Origin of the sequence: Pseudoalteromonas sp. UCD-33C, assembly GCF_001306895.1 — a bacterium.
GTDB lineage: Bacteria > Pseudomonadota > Gammaproteobacteria > Enterobacterales > Alteromonadaceae > Pseudoalteromonas.
Window position 1 is genome coordinate 340,722 of record NZ_LJTB01000003.1, and the last position, 19,172, is coordinate 359,893.

17 protein-coding genes are annotated in these 19,172 nt (G+C 41.7%); 6 read left to right on the top strand and 11 right to left on the bottom strand.

Annotated features, from left to right (window positions below; all coding sequences use genetic code 11):
- Positions 1–113 precede the first annotated feature (113 nt).
- Positions 114–881, top strand: coding sequence for a substrate-binding periplasmic protein (locus tag AOG26_RS09690; RefSeq protein WP_054562285.1), 768 nt, complete (start codon positions 114–116; stop codon positions 879–881).
- Between the two features lie 196 nt (positions 882–1,077).
- Complete coding sequence (locus AOG26_RS09695) at positions 1,078–1,275, top strand: CsbD family protein (RefSeq protein WP_054562286.1); 198 nt, start codon at positions 1,078–1,080, stop codon at positions 1,273–1,275.
- A 40-nt stretch (positions 1,276–1,315) separates the two neighbouring features.
- Here the strand turns inward: AOG26_RS09695 and AOG26_RS09700 are convergent, their stop codons facing one another.
- The 4 genes from AOG26_RS09700 to AOG26_RS09715 form a co-directional block, all read right to left on the bottom strand.
- Complete coding sequence (locus AOG26_RS09700; RefSeq protein WP_054562287.1) at positions 1,316–2,356, bottom strand: GGDEF domain-containing protein; 1,041 nt, start codon at positions 2,354–2,356, stop codon at positions 1,316–1,318.
- Between the two features lie 343 nt (positions 2,357–2,699).
- Positions 2,700–5,330: a methionine synthase gene (metH, locus tag AOG26_RS09705; protein WP_054562288.1), complete on the bottom strand. Its 2,631-nt coding sequence runs from the start codon at positions 5,328–5,330 to the stop codon at positions 2,700–2,702.
- Between the two features lie 9 nt (positions 5,331–5,339).
- Complete coding sequence (locus AOG26_RS09710) at positions 5,340–6,407, bottom strand: homocysteine S-methyltransferase family protein (protein ID WP_054562289.1); 1,068 nt, start codon at positions 6,405–6,407, stop codon at positions 5,340–5,342.
- Positions 6,397–7,344, bottom strand: a complete 948-nt coding sequence (locus tag AOG26_RS09715; protein WP_054562290.1) for a homoserine O-succinyltransferase — start codon at positions 7,342–7,344, stop codon at positions 6,397–6,399. The genes AOG26_RS09710 and AOG26_RS09715 overlap by 11 nt, the downstream gene beginning before the upstream one ends.
- Positions 7,345–7,590: 246 nt before the next feature.
- On the opposite strand from AOG26_RS09715, the gene ettA reads away from it, so the two are divergent.
- On the top strand, positions 7,591–9,264 hold the full coding sequence (ettA, locus tag AOG26_RS09720; RefSeq protein WP_054562291.1) for an energy-dependent translational throttle protein EttA: 1,674 nt from the start codon (positions 7,591–7,593) through the stop codon (positions 9,262–9,264).
- A 26-nt stretch (positions 9,265–9,290) separates the two neighbouring features.
- On the opposite strand, the gene AOG26_RS09725 is transcribed toward ettA, so the two are convergent.
- The gene (locus tag AOG26_RS09725; RefSeq protein ID WP_054562292.1) at positions 9,291–10,040 is read right to left on the bottom strand and encodes an EAL domain-containing protein; all 750 of its coding nucleotides are present in this window, start codon (positions 10,038–10,040) and stop codon (positions 9,291–9,293) included.
- Positions 10,041–10,203: 163 nt separating this feature from the next.
- Here AOG26_RS09725 and AOG26_RS09730 point away from each other — a divergent pair, with 163 nt between their 5' ends.
- Together AOG26_RS09730 and AOG26_RS09735 are read left to right on the top strand one after the other, a co-directional pair.
- A complete protein-coding gene (locus AOG26_RS09730) occupies positions 10,204–10,569 on the top strand; it encodes a PilZ domain-containing protein (RefSeq protein WP_054562293.1) in 366 nt (121 codons plus the stop codon).
- Between the two features lie 53 nt (positions 10,570–10,622).
- On the top strand, positions 10,623–11,531 hold the full coding sequence (locus AOG26_RS09735) for a histone deacetylase family protein (RefSeq protein WP_054562294.1): 909 nt from the start codon (positions 10,623–10,625) through the stop codon (positions 11,529–11,531).
- An 82-nt stretch (positions 11,532–11,613) separates the two neighbouring features.
- On the opposite strand, the gene cyoE is transcribed toward AOG26_RS09735, so the two are convergent.
- The 6 genes from cyoE to AOG26_RS09765 all read right to left on the bottom strand — a co-directional run bounded on the left by cyoE (position 11,614) and on the right by AOG26_RS09765 (position 17,192).
- Positions 11,614–12,498: a heme o synthase gene (gene cyoE, locus AOG26_RS09740; RefSeq protein ID WP_054554292.1), complete on the bottom strand. Its 885-nt coding sequence runs from the start codon at positions 12,496–12,498 to the stop codon at positions 11,614–11,616.
- 141 nt (positions 12,499–12,639) lie between these two features.
- On the bottom strand, positions 12,640–12,999 hold the full coding sequence (cyoD, locus tag AOG26_RS09745) for a cytochrome o ubiquinol oxidase subunit IV (RefSeq protein ID WP_054562295.1): 360 nt from the start codon (positions 12,997–12,999) through the stop codon (positions 12,640–12,642).
- A complete protein-coding gene (gene cyoC / locus AOG26_RS09750; protein WP_054562296.1) occupies positions 12,999–13,634 on the bottom strand; it encodes a cytochrome o ubiquinol oxidase subunit III in 636 nt (211 codons plus the stop codon). Before cyoC ends, cyoD begins: the two co-directional genes overlap by 1 nt.
- The gene (gene cyoB / locus AOG26_RS09755) at positions 13,631–15,619 is read right to left on the bottom strand and encodes a cytochrome o ubiquinol oxidase subunit I (RefSeq protein WP_054562297.1); all 1,989 of its coding nucleotides are present in this window, start codon (positions 15,617–15,619) and stop codon (positions 13,631–13,633) included. Before cyoB ends, cyoC begins: the two co-directional genes overlap by 4 nt.
- A gap of 2 nt (positions 15,620–15,621) precedes the next feature.
- Positions 15,622–16,536 (bottom strand): ubiquinol oxidase subunit II, encoded by a 915-nt coding sequence (gene cyoA / locus AOG26_RS09760; protein WP_054562298.1) that lies wholly within the window; start codon positions 16,534–16,536, stop codon positions 15,622–15,624.
- 236 nt (positions 16,537–16,772) lie between these two features.
- The gene (locus AOG26_RS09765; RefSeq protein WP_054562299.1) at positions 16,773–17,192 is read right to left on the bottom strand and encodes a hypothetical protein; all 420 of its coding nucleotides are present in this window, start codon (positions 17,190–17,192) and stop codon (positions 16,773–16,775) included.
- Positions 17,193–17,607: 415 nt separating this feature from the next.
- Between AOG26_RS09765 and AOG26_RS09770 the strand changes: the two genes are divergently transcribed.
- Positions 17,608–18,963, top strand: a complete 1,356-nt coding sequence (locus AOG26_RS09770) for a M14 family zinc carboxypeptidase (RefSeq protein ID WP_054562300.1) — start codon at positions 17,608–17,610, stop codon at positions 18,961–18,963.
- The last annotated feature ends 209 nt before the right edge of the window (positions 18,964–19,172 follow it).

Here is a 19,172-nt window from a genome sequence, read left to right on the forward strand (position 1 = left end):
TGGCTATAGGCTTATTTTCTCTCTCGGGCTTTAGAAGTGAAAACATTGCATTCTGCCAGTTTAGACTTATTCTTGATTAAACGACCAAACAAAAATCAGAATAAGGAATTAACTTGTTCAGGATTTACACCCGTATTTTAATCACCTTGCTACTTTTAGTTTTCCCGTTTCAAAAAGCGTTTAGTCAGCAAAAAATTACGGTTGCACTTGGCAATACACTACCACCTTGGGTCATGGTTGAAGACAACACAGGCATAATTCCTGACTTACTTCGTGCGACACTCGGTGTTCACGGTTATCAAATACACTTTGTCTACGTTCCCTATGCAAGGCGGATCCCTTTGTATACTGAGAACTTAGTTGATGTTGTGTCTGATATTAATGAAAAGGTTATCGAAACCCATCAAATGAGCGGTTACTTTTCAGATATTGCTTACAGCTACGAGAACTTCGCTTTTAGTCTGGCCAAGCAAAACCTGCAGCTTAGCTCTATTGCACAATTAAAACACTTTAGTGTTCTTTCATGGCAAGGTGCAAAAGAATTACTCACACCAGAATATCAAGCAATGGCCAGAGAAAACCCACAATACGCAGAAACCTATGATCAACTTGCACAAGTACAGCTTTTGTATCGAGAGCGCTACGAGGTGATCCAGATGGACGGTAAAATTTTTGATTATTATCGAGCGTTAATTAATATCAATGACGAAATTGATGTCTCTAAACCTGTGCAACGATTTGCGTTATTTGGCAAAAATCCCAGTGGCTTTTTATTCCGAGACGAAGCCTTAAGAGACCAGTTTAACGAGAACTTGCGTAAACTAAAATCAACTGAAGAATACACGCGGATAATCAATCGCTATACATCTAAAAGCCACTAAGTATCTAAAAACTAGCGCATCAGAAAATATTACAGGCTGATTCTAAAAACTACGTAGTAATTGCAAACTTTTAAATTCCACTCATTATATACAAAAGAACAAAATAACTATAAATCAATTAGTTAATAAATTTCACCAAATTGGTACAGCGATTGCTCTTACTAAGATGAATGTTTAACAAAGTAAGGAGATTATGATGAACAGCGATCGTTTAGAAGGCAACTGGAAAGAGCTTAAAGGTAAAGCACAACGTAAATGGGGTGACCTTACCGATGATGATTTAGATAAAATTGAAGGTAGCCGTAAAGAGCTGGTTGGTAAACTTCAGCAAAAATACGGTAAATCTAAGGAAGAAGCTGAGCGTGAAGTCAGCGACTTTGAAAAAAGCCATTAATTTGAGCAATCAATAAAGCCGCTAATTGCGGCTTTATTTATCAAGCAGGTTCATGCTTCGCTAAATCAACTTCAGCAACCGTTTGATTTTTACCTTGCGATTTAGCACGGTAAAGCCGTTTATCGGCAATGTTCAAACAGTGATCCACGCTCTCATCAGCAACGCGCACGTACAAGCCAATACTTAAGGTGACATTAAAACGATGCTGGCCGCTCGTAAATGGCTTTTCAGCAAGATTCTTATGGATTCTTTCAGCGACTTTTCTGGCTCTAAGCTCATACCCAGTTGGGATCACTATTAAAAACTCTTCGCCGCCCCAACGGGAAATAACATCTTCTTCTGTGCACACTTCTTTAAAGACATCAGCGAAAAATATTAGCACCTCATCGCCCACTTGATGACCGTAGGTATCGTTGATTTGTTTAAAGTTATCAACATCCATCAGCAAGAACACAGCCCCTTCGCCAAAGCGCTTATCTTGCAAGCATTCAGTTGCGTAGCGACGGTTAGCGAGTTCAGTCATCGCATCAGTACGTGCAAGCTTTTGATTAAGCTTAAGTTGTTCCATTAACTGCAAACTGTATTTGTTACGGTAATATTCGTAGAAGCCAGCCAAAATACATAAAATCGAGAAACACAGCATGACCCGAGTAGGAAAGTAGTGACTCGGATAACTGTAATAGCCAAATTGATCAGTAAAATAGAAAAGCACCGAGATAATACTGGCAAGCAAGATAAGATCAAATGCTCCGCGCTTTAGGCCACGAATAAAAAATGTCACAGGAGATACAATAAACAGCCATAACGGCCCAGTGCCATTGCTCCCCCCAGAGACAATTAAAAAACACATCATCGAATAGAGGGCGTACAGCATAAGTACTGCGATGGTTTCGTCACGATTTTTAATGACGAAAGGTGAGGCAAACACAAAGCCGCCAATAATCAATAAATAGCTAAGGGCATGGTAACCATCTTGATAGCTGGTGATCGCCATTAAAAACGAGGTAATCGAACCAATAAATGCAAAAACACGTAAAAATCGTGCTTTATCTTTGTCACTTGCATTCACTGTATCAATCACAATTTCACCTTAGATTTCTTGATCAATCTCAATAATACCAATCCGCAATAATACTTAATCATTTTGAGGGATTAAACCTGTCGCTACCTGCGTTAAAAATTTCTGATTTAGAACAACTAAATAACGAAATTTTTGCCTTGTTATCAACGAGGTTTTATTGCCTCAAAATAGACCACTTTATTAAGCGAATTGGTATAACTTTAACACAAATATATAAATTAGAAGGAATTTGCCAGTATTAATACAATTAAAAAGAAAAAAGTATGATAAAAAATGAGCATAAAAAAACGAGCCATTTGTGGGCTCGTTTTTAATTTAAACAAAAGCTAATAACTAAAGGTTATTATTCTGGTTCATAGCCCAAATTAGGCGACAACCAACGCTCAGCTTCTGCAAGAGTCATGTTGGTACGCTTAGCGTAATCTTCAACCTGATCTTTTTGAATTTGCGCTACAGCGTAGTACTTAGCTTCAGGGTGAGAGAAATACCAACCAGAAACCGCCGCACCCGGCCACATTGCATATGAACTGGTTAGCTTCATGCCAATACGCTGCTCGGTATCAAGTAACTGCCAGATTTTCTTCTTCTCTGTATGTTCAGGACAAGCAGGATAACCTGGCGCAGGGCGAATACCTTGGTAGTTTTCACGAATAAGTTCATCGTTCGATAGATTTTCATCTACCGCATAGCCCCAATACTCTTTACGTACTTGCTCATGCAAGTACTCAGCAAATGCCTCAGCCAAGCGATCTGCTACGGCTTTAACCATGATCTTATTATAATCATCTTGCTTAGCATCGAAGGCATCGGCAAGGTCGTCTTCTTCAAGACCACCAGTAACCGCAAAAGCACCAAAGTAATCAGGGGTGCCTTTTGGCGCAATATAATCAGCTAAACAATAATTAGCAAAGTCGGTTTTTTCTGTTTGCTGACGTAAATGACACGCTGTAGTTAAAAGCGTTGTACGCGACTCATCGGTGTAAATCTCAATGTCATCCCCTACTCGGTTTGCAGGGAATAAACCAATGACACCTAGAGGTTGTAGCGCACCTGATTGCTCTAGCTCATCAAGCATTGCGTTGGCATCAGCGAATAAGCTTTTAGCCTGTTCACCTACAATTTCATCTTCAAGAATACGTGGGTACTTACCAGCGATTGACCACGTCATGAAATAAGGTGTCCAGTCGATGTACTGTCTTAACGTCGCAATCGAAACATCTTTAAACTCAGTCACACCCAGCTTTTTCGGTACAGGCGGCGTGTAGTTGTCCCAATCGAGTTTTACAGCGTTGTCGCGAGCACGCTGTAAAGTAACGGGTTTTGAGCGCGGCTTTTTACGTGCTTGTTGTTCACGTACTTTTTCATACTCAGCCTTGGTTTTCTCTAAAAATGCTGGTTTTAATTCTTTCGACAATAAATTAGAAACTACACCTACAGCGCGGCTGGCGTTATTTACATAAACCACACCTTTATCATACTGAGGTCCAATTTTAACCGCGGTATGCGCTTTAGAGGTTGTTGCACCACCAATCAGTAGCGGTAATTCAAAACCACGGCGGGTCATTTCTTTCGCAACATGCACCATTTCATCAAGCGAAGGGGTAATAAGCCCTGATAAACCAATAATATCGGCTTTCTCGTCAATGGCGGTTTGCAAGATTTTCTCTGCCGGCACCATCACACCAAGGTCGATAACCTCGTAGTTATTACATTGCAGTACAACGCCTACAATGTTCTTACCAATGTCGTGTACGTCACCCTTAACGGTTGCCATAACCACTTTACCATTGGTTGCGCCCTCTTCTTTTTCAGCTTCAATGAAAGGGTCAAGATAGGCTACGGCGCGCTTCATCACACGAGCAGATTTAACAACCTGAGGTAAGAACATTTTACCCGCGCCAAATAAGTCACCTACTACGTTCATGCCGTCCATAAGCGGGCCTTCGATCACTTCGATAGGCTTAGCTTTGCTCTTGCGGCACTCTTCGGTATCTTCATCGATGTATTCGGTAATGCCTTTTACTAGTGCATGTTCAAGGCGCTTTTCAACAGGCCAAGTACGCCACTCTAAATCTTCAACTTTCTCTGCTTGCGCCATACCAGAGTATTTGGGTGCAAGTTCAACAAGTCGCTCACCGGCACCTGGGTCGGTATTGAGGATCACATCTTCTACAGCTTTGCGCAGCTCTTCGGGAATATCATCGTAAACCGCTAATTGGCCCGCATTTACAATGCCCATGTCCATACCCGCTTTAATCGCGTGGTATAAAAACACTGAGTGAATAGCTTCACGTACTGGGTTATTACCACGGAACGAGAACGACACATTCGATACACCACCCGACACTTTACAGTGCGGTAAGCCTTGCTTAATTCGGCGCGTACCTTCAATAAACTCAACAGCGTAGTTATCGTGCTCTTCAATGCCCGTTGCGACGGCAAAAATGTTTGGGTCAAAAATAATGTCTTCTGGCGGAAAGCCAATATCATCAACGAGTATTTTGTAACTACGCTGACAAATCTCGAACTTACGATCAGCAGTTTCTGCTTGCCCGGTTTCATCAAACGCCATAACCACCGCAGCAGCACCAAAGCGTTTAATTAGCTTAGCTTGGCGGATGAATGGCTCTTCACCTTCTTTAAGTGAAATTGAGTTAACAATGGCCTTACCTTGAATACACTTTAAGCCTGCTTCAATCACTTCCCATTTAGATGAGTCGACCATGATAGGTACTTTTGAGATATCAGGCTCTGAGGCAATTAAGTTTAAAAACTTTACCATCGCCGCTTTCGAGTCCAACATGGCTTCATCCATGTTGATATCAATCACTTGCGCGCCATTTTCTACTTGTTCACGGGCAACATCGAGAGCGGTCTCGTAATCTTCTTCCATGATCAAGCGCTTAAACTTAGCCGAGCCTGTTACATTGGTACGCTCACCGACGTTAGTAAATACAGCAATTTGGTCAGTCATGTCGGTTTCCTAGTTTAAGTTACACGCTTCAAGGCCAGATAAGCGCATACGCACTTCAAGCTCAGGTAATTGGCGAGGTTTTACACCTTCAAGGCCTTTCGCAAACGCCTTAATATGAGCCGGTGTCGTGCCACAACAACCACCTACAATATTGATAAAGCCAGACTTGCCCCAATCAATAATTTCTTTTGCCATTTCAGGAGCTTCTAAATCATATTCGCCAAACTCGTTCGGTAAACCTGCATTTGGATGTACCGAGGTAAAGGTTTCACAAACGCGCGATAACTCTTCAACATACTGGCGCAGTAAGTCAGGGCCTAGGGCGCAGTTAAGGCCGATTGATAGCGGTTTAATATGACGAATTGAGTTATAAAATGCTTCTGTGGTTTGCCCTGATAAAGTACGGCCAGAGGCATCGGTAATGGTGCCCGAAATCATCACAGGTAAACTACGACCAGCTTGCTCGAATGCTTCTTCTACAGCGAACGAAGCCGCTTTAGCATTAAGGGTATCAAAGATGGTTTCTATTAAAATAAGGTCAGCACCACCTTCCATTAATGCCAGTGTTGACTCAACATACGCAGCCACCAGCTTATCAAAGTTGATATTACGATAACCTGGGTCATTTACATCTGGTGAAATAGAACAGGTTTTTGACGTTGGCCCAAGTACACCGGCTACATAACGCGGTTTGCTAGGATCTTTTGCTTCAAGTTCATCACACACGCCGCGTGCAAGCTTCGCTGACTCGAGGTTGATTTCGCGGCTAAGGCTCGCCATGTCGTAATCTTCCATAGAAATAGTCGTGGCATTAAAGGTATTCGTTTCGATGATATCGGCACCGGCTTCTAAATAAGCACGGTGAATATCAGCAATGATTTTTGGCTGAGTCAGGCTTAATAAATCGTTATTGCCTTTAATAAGTACGTGCCAGTCTTTAAAGCGCTCACCGCGATAATCCTGTTCTTCTAATTTATATTCTTGGATCATGGTGCCCATCGCGCCATCGAGGATTAAAATTCGCTGTTTTAGCGCCTCGGTTAATTGTTCGCGTTTATTCACTGCATTACTCGGCATAGTTGTTAGTCCTTACATCTTGGCTAACTAAGTTAATATCATACGGTGTAGTTTGGTACACATAATAGTTTAACCAATTCGAAAACAATAAAAAGGCATGGCTTTGCCACGTTTTCGACGGTTCGTTGTCTGGGTTATCGTCAGGGAAGTAATTTTCTGGCTTAGGTGCATCCGCTGATTTTTCTTGGTCGCGTAAATACTCCCCTTTTAAGGTATGAGCATCGTACTCTGGATGGCCAGTAATATACACTTGGCTACCTGATTTATTTTTAATTAAGTAGGCACCTACTCGCTCTGATCCGGCTAACACCACTAGCTCCTCGCAGGCATTGATCTTATCGATATCAATATGACCATAACGAGAATGTGGCACTAAAAAGGTATCATCAAAGCCACGCGTTAGCGCTGCGTGGTCAAAATAGCTTTTATGGGTGAAAACACCGCTTAATTTGTTTGGTTTCAGATCACGTTTAAGACCATAGTGATGATAAAGCCCCGCATGGGCCGCCCAACACGAAAACAGCGTAGACGTCACATGCTGCTCTGCCCAATCTAAAATAATTTTTAGTTCATCCCAGTAGGCAACTTCGTCATACTCTAAATGAGCAAGCGGTGCGCCCGTTATGATCATGGCATCGTAGTTATTATCTTTCACTTCTGAAAAATAACGATAAAACGTATCCATGTGCTGTTCAGAGTTACTGCTGGTGCGATGGGTATCTAAGCGCAACAGCTCAACATTAACTTGCAGCGGTGAGTTTGCTAACAAGCGAATAAACTGCACTTCGGTTTCAACTTTGTTTGGCATTAAGTTTAAGATGGCCAAACGCATTGGGCGGATTTCTTGCGTTTTAGCACGACTTTTTGGCATTACAAACACGTTTTCTTGACGTAACTTTGCAATGGCAGGCAATTCATCTTTTACTGTAATGGGCATAGCTGGCTCCGAGCATACTTATCTGACTGCTAATTATGAACGGATAGTTAGAAATTTCAACCTCTAGATGTTTAGATGTCTAAATGAAATAGTATTTCTGAGCGGTCATTAATTAAAATGTATGACTCTTTGAGTAAATAACACCTTGATATTAAGCCTATCATAAACGCTGAATTCTGTATTTTGAGGTAGTTTGGGTATACAATACTTGCTGTTAATTTTTATTATAAATTGAAGGCTTCTTTCATGGTGTTACCAGACAAGTTTATATTCTCGATGAGTCGAGTATCTAAGGTTGTGCCACCTAAGCGCACTATCTTAAAAGATATTTCTTTACACTTTTTCCCAGGCGCAAAAATTGGTGTGCTAGGTCTAAACGGTGCAGGTAAATCAACGTTACTTCGCATTATGGCTGGTGTTGACCAAGACTTTGAAGGTGAAGCTCGCCCTCAACCTGGCACTAAAATCGGTTACTTACCGCAAGAACCCGTGCTAGACGAAAGCAAAACAGTTCGCGAAACAGTAGAAGAAGCTGTAAGCGAAGTTAAAAATGCACTAAATCGCCTTGATGAAGTATACAACGAGTATGCAATGGACGGTGCTGACTTCGATGCACTTGCTAAAGAGCAAGGCGAACTAGAAGCTATCATCCAAGCGCACGACGGTCACAATATCGACAACGTGTTAGAGCGTGCAGCTGATGCATTACGCCTTCCACCTTGGGATGCAAAAATTGAACACCTTTCGGGTGGTGAGCGTCGCCGTGTTGCGATCTGTCGTTTACTACTTGAAAAACCAGATATGCTTATTCTTGACGAACCGACCAACCACTTAGACGCTGAGTCAGTTGCTTGGTTAGAGCGCTTCTTACACGACTACGAAGGTACCGTGGTTGCTGTAACCCACGACCGTTATTTCTTAGATAACGTAGCAGGTTGGATTTTAGAGCTTGACCGTGGTGAAGGTATTCCTTGGGAAGGTAACTACTCATCGTGGCTTGAGCAAAAAGATTTACGTTTACAACAAGAACAGAAATCTGAAAAAGCACGTCAAAAATCAATCGCGCAAGAACTTGAATGGGTTCGTTCAAACCCGAAAGGCCGTCAAGCTAAGTCTAAAGCACGTATGGCACAGTTCTCTGAGCTTCAACAAAACGATTACCAAAAGCGTAACGAAACGAATGAACTATTCATTCCACCGGGTCCACGCTTAGGTGACCAAGTTATCGAAGTGAAAGGCCTGAAGAAGAGCTTTGGCGACCGTGTATTAATCGATGACTTAAACTTTGCAATGCCGAAAGGCGCTATCGTAGGTATTATCGGTGCCAATGGTGCGGGTAAATCAACGCTATTCAAAATGCTAAGTGGTGAAGAAACGCCTGATAGCGGTGAGATTATTGTTGGTGACACAGTTGAGCTTGCAACGGTTGATCAGTTCCGTGGCGACATGGACGAAAGCAACACTGTTTTCCAAGAAATCTCTAACGGCCAAGACGTATTAAAAATTGGTAACTTTGAATTCCCAAGCCGTGCCTATGTTGGCCGCTTTAACTTCAAAGGTAACGACCAACAAAAATTCGTTAAAGACCTATCAGGTGGTGAGCGCAACCGTTTACACCTAGCTAAGCTATTAAAAGCAGGTGGCAACGTATTACTACTGGATGAGCCAACCAATGACCTAGACGTTGAAACACTACGTGCACTTGAGAACGCTATTTTAGAGTTCCCTGGCTGTGTAATGTGTATCTCGCATGACCGTTGGTTCCTTGACCGTATTGCTACACATATTCTTGATTACCGTGACGAAGGCCAAATTAACTTCTTCGATGGTAACTACACAGAATACGAAGAGTGGTTGAAGAAAACCTTAGGCGCAGAAGCAGCACAACCTAAGCGTATTAAATACAAAAAAATTGGCTAATTAGCTGATACTCAAAAAGCCCCTATTTAGGGGCTTTTTTGTGCAAAGTATGCAAGGAATTCATCAACTTTCAATGATCTCGAAAAATACCAACCTTGTGCAAATTGTATCCCCGCTTTAGCGACTACTTGGGCTTGTTTTTTGGTTTCGACTCCCTCAGCAATATAGGCATGATTACTGTCATAACCACAATTTGCGAGTTGTTTCTTTTGTAATGAAGTAGCCCAGTCATCTTGTAAAATCAGATCGATTACCGACTTATCTATTTTTATATAATCAACATTTAACTGCGCAAGCGCTAAGATATTCGCTTCACCTAATTGCATATCATCTAACGCCATTTTTGCCCCAGAGATATTTTCTAGAATAGTTTGAACACCCATTCTATCGGGGATCCCTCGCTCAGATAATTCAAATATCACTTTGCTGGCATTACTATTCAAAGCTGACTTTTTCAGGGTATAGAATACTCCGCCTCGCCCCCAAAGCTCTGGTGGAACATTAATACCTACATGTACGTTGTCATGCTTATTCAGCCACTCAGCAAGCTCTTCGGCTACTTTATCTATGACCCAGTATGTGATCATGCCACTTAATACAGAACCTTCAATTAACGGTATAAACTCGAGAGGTGGGACGACTTTATCATTTCGCTGCCAACGAATAAGCGCTTCTGCTCCAACACACCGATTATCACTTAAACGTATTGTGGGTAAGTATTCTAAAAAGAATTCATTGTTATCAAGTGCCGCTTCAATTTCTGCAAGTGTAATCACATCATACTCCTATCAATGCCTATTAAAGATAGACCGAGGAGATTAATTTGCAAATAATGGCAACCCACCGGATTTTGAATTTCAATACTCAGCTGCCATTTAATCAGGCGACAACCGCTGACTCGACTATACTCATTAGGTCACTAAAGTAGGAGATACAACTATGAATGAACGCAGAGAGTTTTCGCGGGTATTATTTTCTTGCCCTGCGATCCTTCGTATCGAAGATAACGACTATCACTGTCAGTTACTTGATCTATCTTTGCAAGGTGCGCTCATTACTAAAAGTGATTCATTTTTAGTGCCTATTCATAGTAAAGCTGACTTAATCTTCACCCTGCCAGAATCAACTATCGAGATTAAAATGCAAGTGGAGCTGTGCCATGTTGAGCATCAGCATGCAGGCCTTCGCTGCGAACATATCGATATTGATAGTATTACTCACTTAAAACGATTGATTGAGCTCAATCTGGGTGATGAAGCATTATTACATCGCGAATTAACTCATTTAATTCACGCACCAGAGTAAACATTTGTCGGTAGATTCGTTATGCTATAGCAAATTCAGCTATTCAATGAGCTATGCAGTTAAATCCCCACTTACCCTTGGTGTATCATCCAAATTACTCGTTTAGTTTCGATCCTAACCATCGCTTTGTGATGAGTAAGTTTGCTTATTTATATGAGCATGTACAAAGCCTTGGATTAATAAATGACAACCTAACTCAACCGATGCTTGGCAGCCCTGAGCCCCTTGAGTTAGTGCACTGCGAAAACTATATCCACGACCTTTGGCACAACCGCTTAGATGAAAAAGCGATGCGCCGTATTGGCTTACCTTGGTCAAAAGAGCTGATGGCACGTACCTTTACTGCGCCTCTGGGCACCTTACAAACAGCACGTTTAGCCCTTAAACATGGCATAGCTTGTCACTTAGCGGGGGGCACTCATCATGCCCATACTGATTTTGGCTCAGGCTATTGCATGGTAAACGACCTCGCTTTCACCAGCGAAACTCTGATAAAAAGTGGTGAAGTAACCAATATACTTATTTTTGATTTAGATGTTCATCAAGGTGATGGTACCGCAGCAATGCTGGCGCATCAGCCCTATGCTTATACCTGCTCTATTCACTGTGAAAAGAATTTTCCATTTCGAAAGTCAGCCAGCGATTTAGACATAGGTTTAGCGCCGAATGTCGCTGATAGTGAATACCTAGGCGTTGTTGACGATACTCTGAGTTATTTATTAAACACCCTAAACCCAGATTTAGTGCTTTATGATGCAGGTGTAGATGTATGGCAGCAAGATGGTTTAGGGAAACTCGATATAAGCTGGCAAGGGATAGCGCAACGCGACCATTTAGTCTTCAAGCGTTGCCTTGAGCACAATGTACCTGTCGCAACAGTAATTGGTGGTGGCTATGATAAAGATCATCGCCGTTTAGCGGCTCGCCATGGTATTGTGGTAGAGCAAGCTGCTCGTTTTTAAAAAATAACAAAGAAAAAAGGCCCGGTGGAGAAAAAACCGGGCCTTTGCTACTGTAACATTGGGATATGTTAGCAACTTTTTTCTAAGTTAAAACAAGTAGCTGTGGAGCTACCGAATGGTAATCTAAAGCCATCGCTATGCTCAAAACCGTGATGTTTACAATTGAAAAAGCAAACACTTGGCGCGCCCAGCCGCTTACATCAATATTGCGACGATAGCCACGAAGCGCCATTAGCAACCACCAAAAACTCGTTGTACAGGCTACAGCCATAAAGGCTAAACCTGTATAACCACTAATGGTTAATAACATCACAACCAACGCATACACGGCGATATATAAAACAATGTGATGCTTTGCCTTCTCGATCCCCTGCGCTACTGGTAACACAGGAATTCTGGCCGCTTGGTAGTCGTTATAACGAAAGATTGCAATTGCATATGAATGAGGCATTTGCCATAGACTAAACATAACCAATAAAATCACAGCACCAGCATCAAACTGCCCAGTCACGGCACAATAACCCACTACAGGTGGTACTGCGCCAGATAAACTTCCTACAAAGGTGCCGTACACAGAACGACGTTTCATATATAAGCTGTACACACCTACGTAGATGACGTAACCAAAAGTAGCAAATAAGAGTGCCACTACGTTGGTATACACTGCTAATAATCCGAAACCAATAACACCAAGCACGATGCCATGTGCCATAGCCGCCTTTGCTGACATTTCGCCAGTCACTGTGACGCGTTTGCGAGTGCGCGCCATAGCAACATCAATATCACGATCAATTACGTTATTGATCGCGCATCCTGATGCCACTACTAAAGATAACCCTAGTAAGGTTGCGATCATTAACCATGGGTCAATATCACCACGAGAGGCCAGCAAGAATCCCCCCGCGACAGAGATCAAATTGCCCATGATAATGCCAGGTTTAGTGACATTTAAATAACGTCGAAACACTTCCTCGACTCCTCTAATTTTCAGCACAAACGCAATATTACGAAAGAAACTAGTTAGTAACAGACTGTGAGAACTGGAGACACAACCTCAGACTAACCAGCTCCTTTCGTAAATCTTTTACCAATTACCAAGTAATTGTTATTAGTACATCATCATGGCGTTCGATTCGTAGATGATCCACACCGACAAACCAACCACCATTACAATGATTAAAGCACTAAAGATAAACGACAATGAACTTGCCTTGCCGTCTTCAGTTTTGAAGTTTAGGTGTAAGAAATATTTCAAATGCACCCAAATTTGCACAATCGCCATGCTCACGATGCACCATGCAGTGGTCGTTTTCGAAAACGAACCACTCATCACAGCCCAAAATGGAATAGCCGTTAAAACAACAGATAGTAGAAAACCAATTAAATAATCTTTAACGCTGCCATGTGATTGTTCATTATGCGCATGAACTTCTAAGTTATTAATTACATGTGATTCACTGTGGCTCATTACATTGCTCCCATTAAATAAACAACGGTAAATACACAGATCCACACCACATCTAAGAAGTGCCAGAATAGGCTTAAACAACTTAGGCGTGTCACTGTTTGTGGGTTTAAACCACGGCGCACAACTTCAATCATCAGGACAGTCATCCAAATAAGACCAGCTGTTACGTGAAGACCATGTAAGCCCACTAGAGAGAAGAACGATGTTAAAAAGGCACTTTGCTGAGGGCCATTACCATGCGCAATTAGGTGATGAAATTCGTACACTTCCATACCAATAAACACTGCACCAAAGGCAAAGGTAACTAGCAACCAAGTTAACGTAGCCGCTTTTTTCTGCCCGTGAGCAGAAATCATCGCAAAACCAAAAGTGATACTACTAAGTAGTAGAGCTGCGGTTTCAACCGCTACAAAATCAAGTTCAAAAATGTCTTTACCCGACACACCGCCAGCAGTGTTCATAAACAATACTGCGTAGGTTGCAAAGAATGATGCAAACAACAGGCAGTCAGTCATAAGGTAAAGCCAGAAACCAAATACGGTGTTACCACCTGTATCGTGGTGCTCATGGTCATGTGCATCGACATGACCGTGTGCGCCGTTTAAGGTGTCGAGCCCTGCAGAAATGGTACTCATGCATTCACCTCCTTCGTAGCGGCTGTATTGTGAGCCGTTTCTAGTTCAACAATTTCATCTGGTTGCACGTAGTAATCAATATCGCTGGTGTAACAACGCTTGATGAACACCACGATAGCACCCAGTAAACCAAAGGCTGCAAGCCACCAAATGTGCCAGATCATGGCAAAACAGAAGGTTGTTAAAGCCGCGCTCATTAATACACCTGCCGATGTATTTTTTGGCATATGAATTGGCCTATAAGAGTCTTCTTGCTTGTAAGCTAAGCCTTTTTCTTTCATGTCTGTCCACGCATCGATGTCATCAACATGAGGAATTTTCGCAAAGTTGTAGTACTGCGGAGGTGAAGCAGATGCCCACTCAAGAGTATGACCATTCCACGGATCGCCCGTTGTATCATCAAGTTGCTCGCGGTTTTTGAAGCTCACTACAAGTTGCACAACTTGGAACAAGATACCGAACATAATGATCACCGCACCGCCAGCTGCAATGTATAACCAAATGTTCCAATCAGGGTTGTTTGTGTGGTTTAAGCGACGTGTCATACCTAAGAAACCAAGTACGTATAACGGCATAAATGCCACGAAGAAACCAATTAACCAGCACCAGAAAGATCGTCTGCCCCAGCTCTCGTCAAGTTTGAAGCCCATTGCTTTAGGGAACCAAAACGCAAAACCAGCTAAATAACCAAATACCGCACCGCCAATGATGGTGTTATGGAAGTGAGCGATTAAGAATAAGCTGTTATGTAATACGTAGTCAGCACCAGGAATAGCAAGTAACACGCCGGTCATACCACCGATAGTGAACGTCACCATAAAACCTAAAGTCCAAAGGACAGGCACAGTAATACGTAAACGACCACGATACATAGTGAATAACCAGTTAAATAACTTAACCCCGGTCGGTACCGCAATAACCATGGTCATAACACCAAAGAAGGCATTAACGTTAGCGCTTGAGCCCATCGTAAAGAAGTGGTGAAGCCAAACGATAAAACCTAAAATCGAAATTGCACCACTTGCGTAAACCATCGACTTGTAACCAAACAGGCGTTTACCCGCAAACGTAGAGATAACTTCTGAGAAAATACCAAACGCAGGTAAGATCAGAATGTAAACCTCAGGGTGACCCCATGCCCAGAATAAGTTGATGTACATCATCGCGTTACCACCTAGTTCATTCGTGAAGAAGTGGAAATCGAGATAACGGTCAAGCGTTAGCATTGCCAGTACAGCCGTTAAAATTGGGAACGATGCTGCAATTAAGATATTCGCCCACGTACATGCCCAAGTAAAAATAGGCATTTTCATTAATGTCATGCCTGGTGCACGCATTTTAAATACAGTCGCTAAGAAGTTTACCGATGTTAATAAGGTACCCAAGCCGGATATTTGCAAGGCCCATATATAATAATCGACCCCGACACCTGGACTGAATGACAACTCTGACAGTGGTGGATATGCAACCCAACCCGTTTTCGCAAACTCACCAAAAAATAATGAGATATTGATTAGGATTGCACCGCCAGCAGTTAACCAAAAGCTAAGGTTATTTAAGAATGGGAATGCAACATCACGGGCACCAATTTGCAGAGGTAAAATGATGTTCATTAAACCAATCATAAACGGCATCGCCATAAAGATGATCATGATCACCCCGTGCGCCGTAAATATTTGGTCATAGTGCTCTGGTGGTAAGTAACCACTTGCACCGCCGGTAGCCATTGCTAATTGCAGTCGCATCATAATGGCATCCGCGAAACCACGGAAAAGCATGATAAGCGCAAGAATGATGTACATGACACCTAAACGCTTATGGTCAATTGAGGTGATCCAGTCGTGCCAAATCACGCCCCACTTTTTATATTTTGTTACTAAGCCTGCCACTAACAGACCTAAGACAGCAACAACCGTCATGGTAACCATGATAATTGGTTCATGAAACGGGATTGCGTCTAATGTTAATTTACCTAACAACGACATGATTATTCCTCGTCCTCGCTGTGCTTTTTATGAGCTGAGTGCTCTGGCATAGCGTGTTGCATTGCACCGTGAGAGCCATGCGCTTGCATATATTTCATTACGATTGAATGGAACATATCTTTATCTACGCTGGCATAGTATTTAACTGGGTCGTATTCACTTGGTTTTGCAAGTTCAACATAGCTTTGCTTAGTCAATGCAGAACCGGTATTTTTTACTTTGTTTACCCATGCATCGAAATCAGCTTCTGTGGCTGTTGCAATGGCATCGAACTTCATACCAGTGAAACCTGCACCACTGTAGTTAGCAGAAAAGCCTTTAAAAGTACCCGGCTCATCAGCGATTAAGTGAAGCTTTGTTTCCATACCAGCCATTGAGTAAATTTGGCTACCAAGCTGTGGAATGAAAAACGAGTTCATGGTGCTTTCTGAGGTGATCTTGTACTGCACTGGCACATTGGCAGGAAAAACAAGCTCATTCACTGTGGCGATGCCTTGCTCTGGATAAATGAATAGCCATTTCCAGTTCAAAGAAACAACCTCAACAGTAAGGTGCTTACCTTTACCCTCAAGTGGTTTATATGGGTCAAGTTGTTGCGTTGACTGCCACGTGATCACACCTAAAATCGCAACGATGATGATAGGAATGGTCCAAACTACAGCTTCAATCTTATTAGAGTGCGCCCACTTTGGAGCGTAAATTTCTTGATCTCGTCCATCACGGTATTTCCATGCAAAATAAATTGTCATGGCAATAACTGGAATTACAACAATCAGCATTAACACCGTAGCTACGATAATTAAATACTTCTCGTCGACACCAATTTGACCTTTTGGATCGAGTACCCCGCCTTTACAGCCAGACAAAGCCAGCACTAAAGACGCTAGAGCAATATTACAAAGGTTTCGAATTGACAAAGGAATATCCTACAACCTAAAAGTTAACACTTGTCGAAATAAGAACACGACGCTTTTCTGCAACAGATGCTACAGATATCCCTCGGCTGAATAACGGGCACGACAAATAGGCACGCTAAAAAGTGAGGGATTTTAGGTTGGCTGACTGAAATTTGGGCGTAAAAAACCCACTAGGTGCTTAGTAAAGACAACTTAGAAAACGACTAAAATGGCTGAACTTAAGCAACAAAGCTTATTTACAGACAACCACTTACACGAGGAGGAGCACGACAGCCATGAGCGCTGTGTACTACTAAAGACTTTATCGTTTCACGCGCAGCGAAGGCCGCTTTACGTAAAATGACACCTGCACGACGCGCAGGGAAGAAATGGAAGACCAACCAGCATAAACCAATAAGTAATTGGCAAGACACCACTGGGTAAGCTAAAAAACTCAACACGTTAAGCAATGGTGTTTCGTATAAAGCACCTTCGCTTAATAAGCTTCTTAGCCCTTGAGCATCTTCTAATGTACCGTTGATTAGCATCGCTGAATTAATCAGCAACAAGGCTAAAACTGACATTAGCTCTTTACCAGCAAAAAACGCACGCGCAGCCAATTGCAATCTAGCTAAACTAGACTGTTTGACACCTTGTGACTGATTAATTGCTTGCAAAACTCACGCCTTTTTATCGCTTTTACTGCATTTTAGGTAAATGGCTTACCCTATTTTTTAATGCGGTAACATGATCTTCATCAATAAAGTTTCAGTAATTACTGAAATTTCGATGTGGAGTATAACAAAGTCAACAGACGGTACAAGTAGAATTTAACAGCACATGGTTAAGTATTGTTTAGCTACTTGCTAACAAACTGTAAAAAACCAAGCTTATTACAGCTAAGTATTTAAAAGTAATACTGTATTTTATATAGCGAAAAGCAATGAAGAAAAAGAAAATAACATAAAAATAGCGTTTTAAAGCATACTTAGTCAGTAGCAATCAAAGCTTTAATACTGAACAAGGATTAGCCAACCCACTAAAAATATAATATTCTTAACAACACTAAAATAAAGAATAAAAGAGATAGTTATGCGCCAATATGCACTCGCCACAGCCTTTTTAGCACTAAGTACCAGTACACTTGCAAATACGATTGAAGACACCGCTGTAGCTGGCTTAGATAAACCTGCGATTTACTACGCCGATATAGAACCCCACTTAAAAAGCGCAGCAAAACACCCCAGCGTCACATTAAAACAAATCGGCACCTCATTCCAAGGACAGGCACTTAATTCTATCAAAATTGGTACCGGCCCAATCAAAGTGATGATGTGGAGCCAAGTGCACGGCGATGAAAACACGGCTACTGCCGCATTAATGGATTTTTTAAGCTTTATAACCACATATGAAAACGCACAATGGCTAGAAAGCTGGCAACAAAAAATAACTCTTCTCATTATCCCTATGGTGAACCCAGACGGCGCCGCAGCTCAAACTCGCCATAATGCACAAGGTATTGATTTAAATCGTGATGCAAAAGCCCTTCGCACAAAAGAAGGACAAATACTCATGGCTGCGGCAGATGAATTCAAGCCTGACTTTGGTTTTAATTTACATGATCAGAATGCATATTACGGTGCAGGCAAAATGGGAAAACAAGCCACCATTTCAGTGCTAGCACCCGCCTATAATGAAGCAAGAGAAGTAAATAAAAGTCGTGGTGAGGCTATGCAGTTTATTGCCCACTTAGCCAAAACGGTTGAAAAAATGATCCCAGGGCACTTAGGGAAGTACAACGACAGTTACTCTTATCGCAGTTTTGGAGATACTTTTTCGGAAAAAGGTATCCGAACAATATTAATTGAATCAGGTGCTTACCCAAACGACCCAAATCGCCAAATAGCACGTAAAGTTAACCGTGTTTTATATAAAAAGGCTATTGATTCAATAACTTCACAGAAATGGAAAAGCGCTAAAATGGCCCAGTACCACGCTATTCCATTTAATGCTAAAGACAATTGGGTAGACTTACTAATAGACGATGTAACAGTAAAGAGTGAACTTGGTGATTACCAGATAGATATTGCAATAAACAACAAAGGACAGTCACCCATAATTAAAGAATTGGGTGATATAAGCAGTATCCGCCAAGGTTACACCAGTTTAGATGCAAGCAGCCTGAACTTTAAGGTAGGTAACAGCTTTGTATTAAATGAGCCGTTAACGCTTACCGAAAATAAATATAAAGAGCTTTTAATACAAGGGTATAGTTGCTTTTCTGGCGATATTAATATGCTAGAAAACGCCACAAATTGGCCAGTTTACGCATGCAAAAGTGTATTTACATCAATACCTTCACTTAATGCACCTGCCGCCTTTTTCTTACAAGCAAATGGCAAAAATAAGTACGCAGTTTTAGGGGCTGAGCTAATTAATTTAGATTAAACACGATTTAAAAGGACAGGCACTCTTAAAAGTGCCTGTTAAATCTCCAAATACCTTAAATTTGTAACCTAAAATAATAGTTGTGTAGTCGAGCTAGCCTATTAGCTTAATCTAATAATAAAAACCAAGATAAAAGATTTAGCTTTATGAGAATTAAAAGCACAAGTTAGCTGCAAGAGTTTGCAAAAAATAAAAGTCGAGAGAAATTT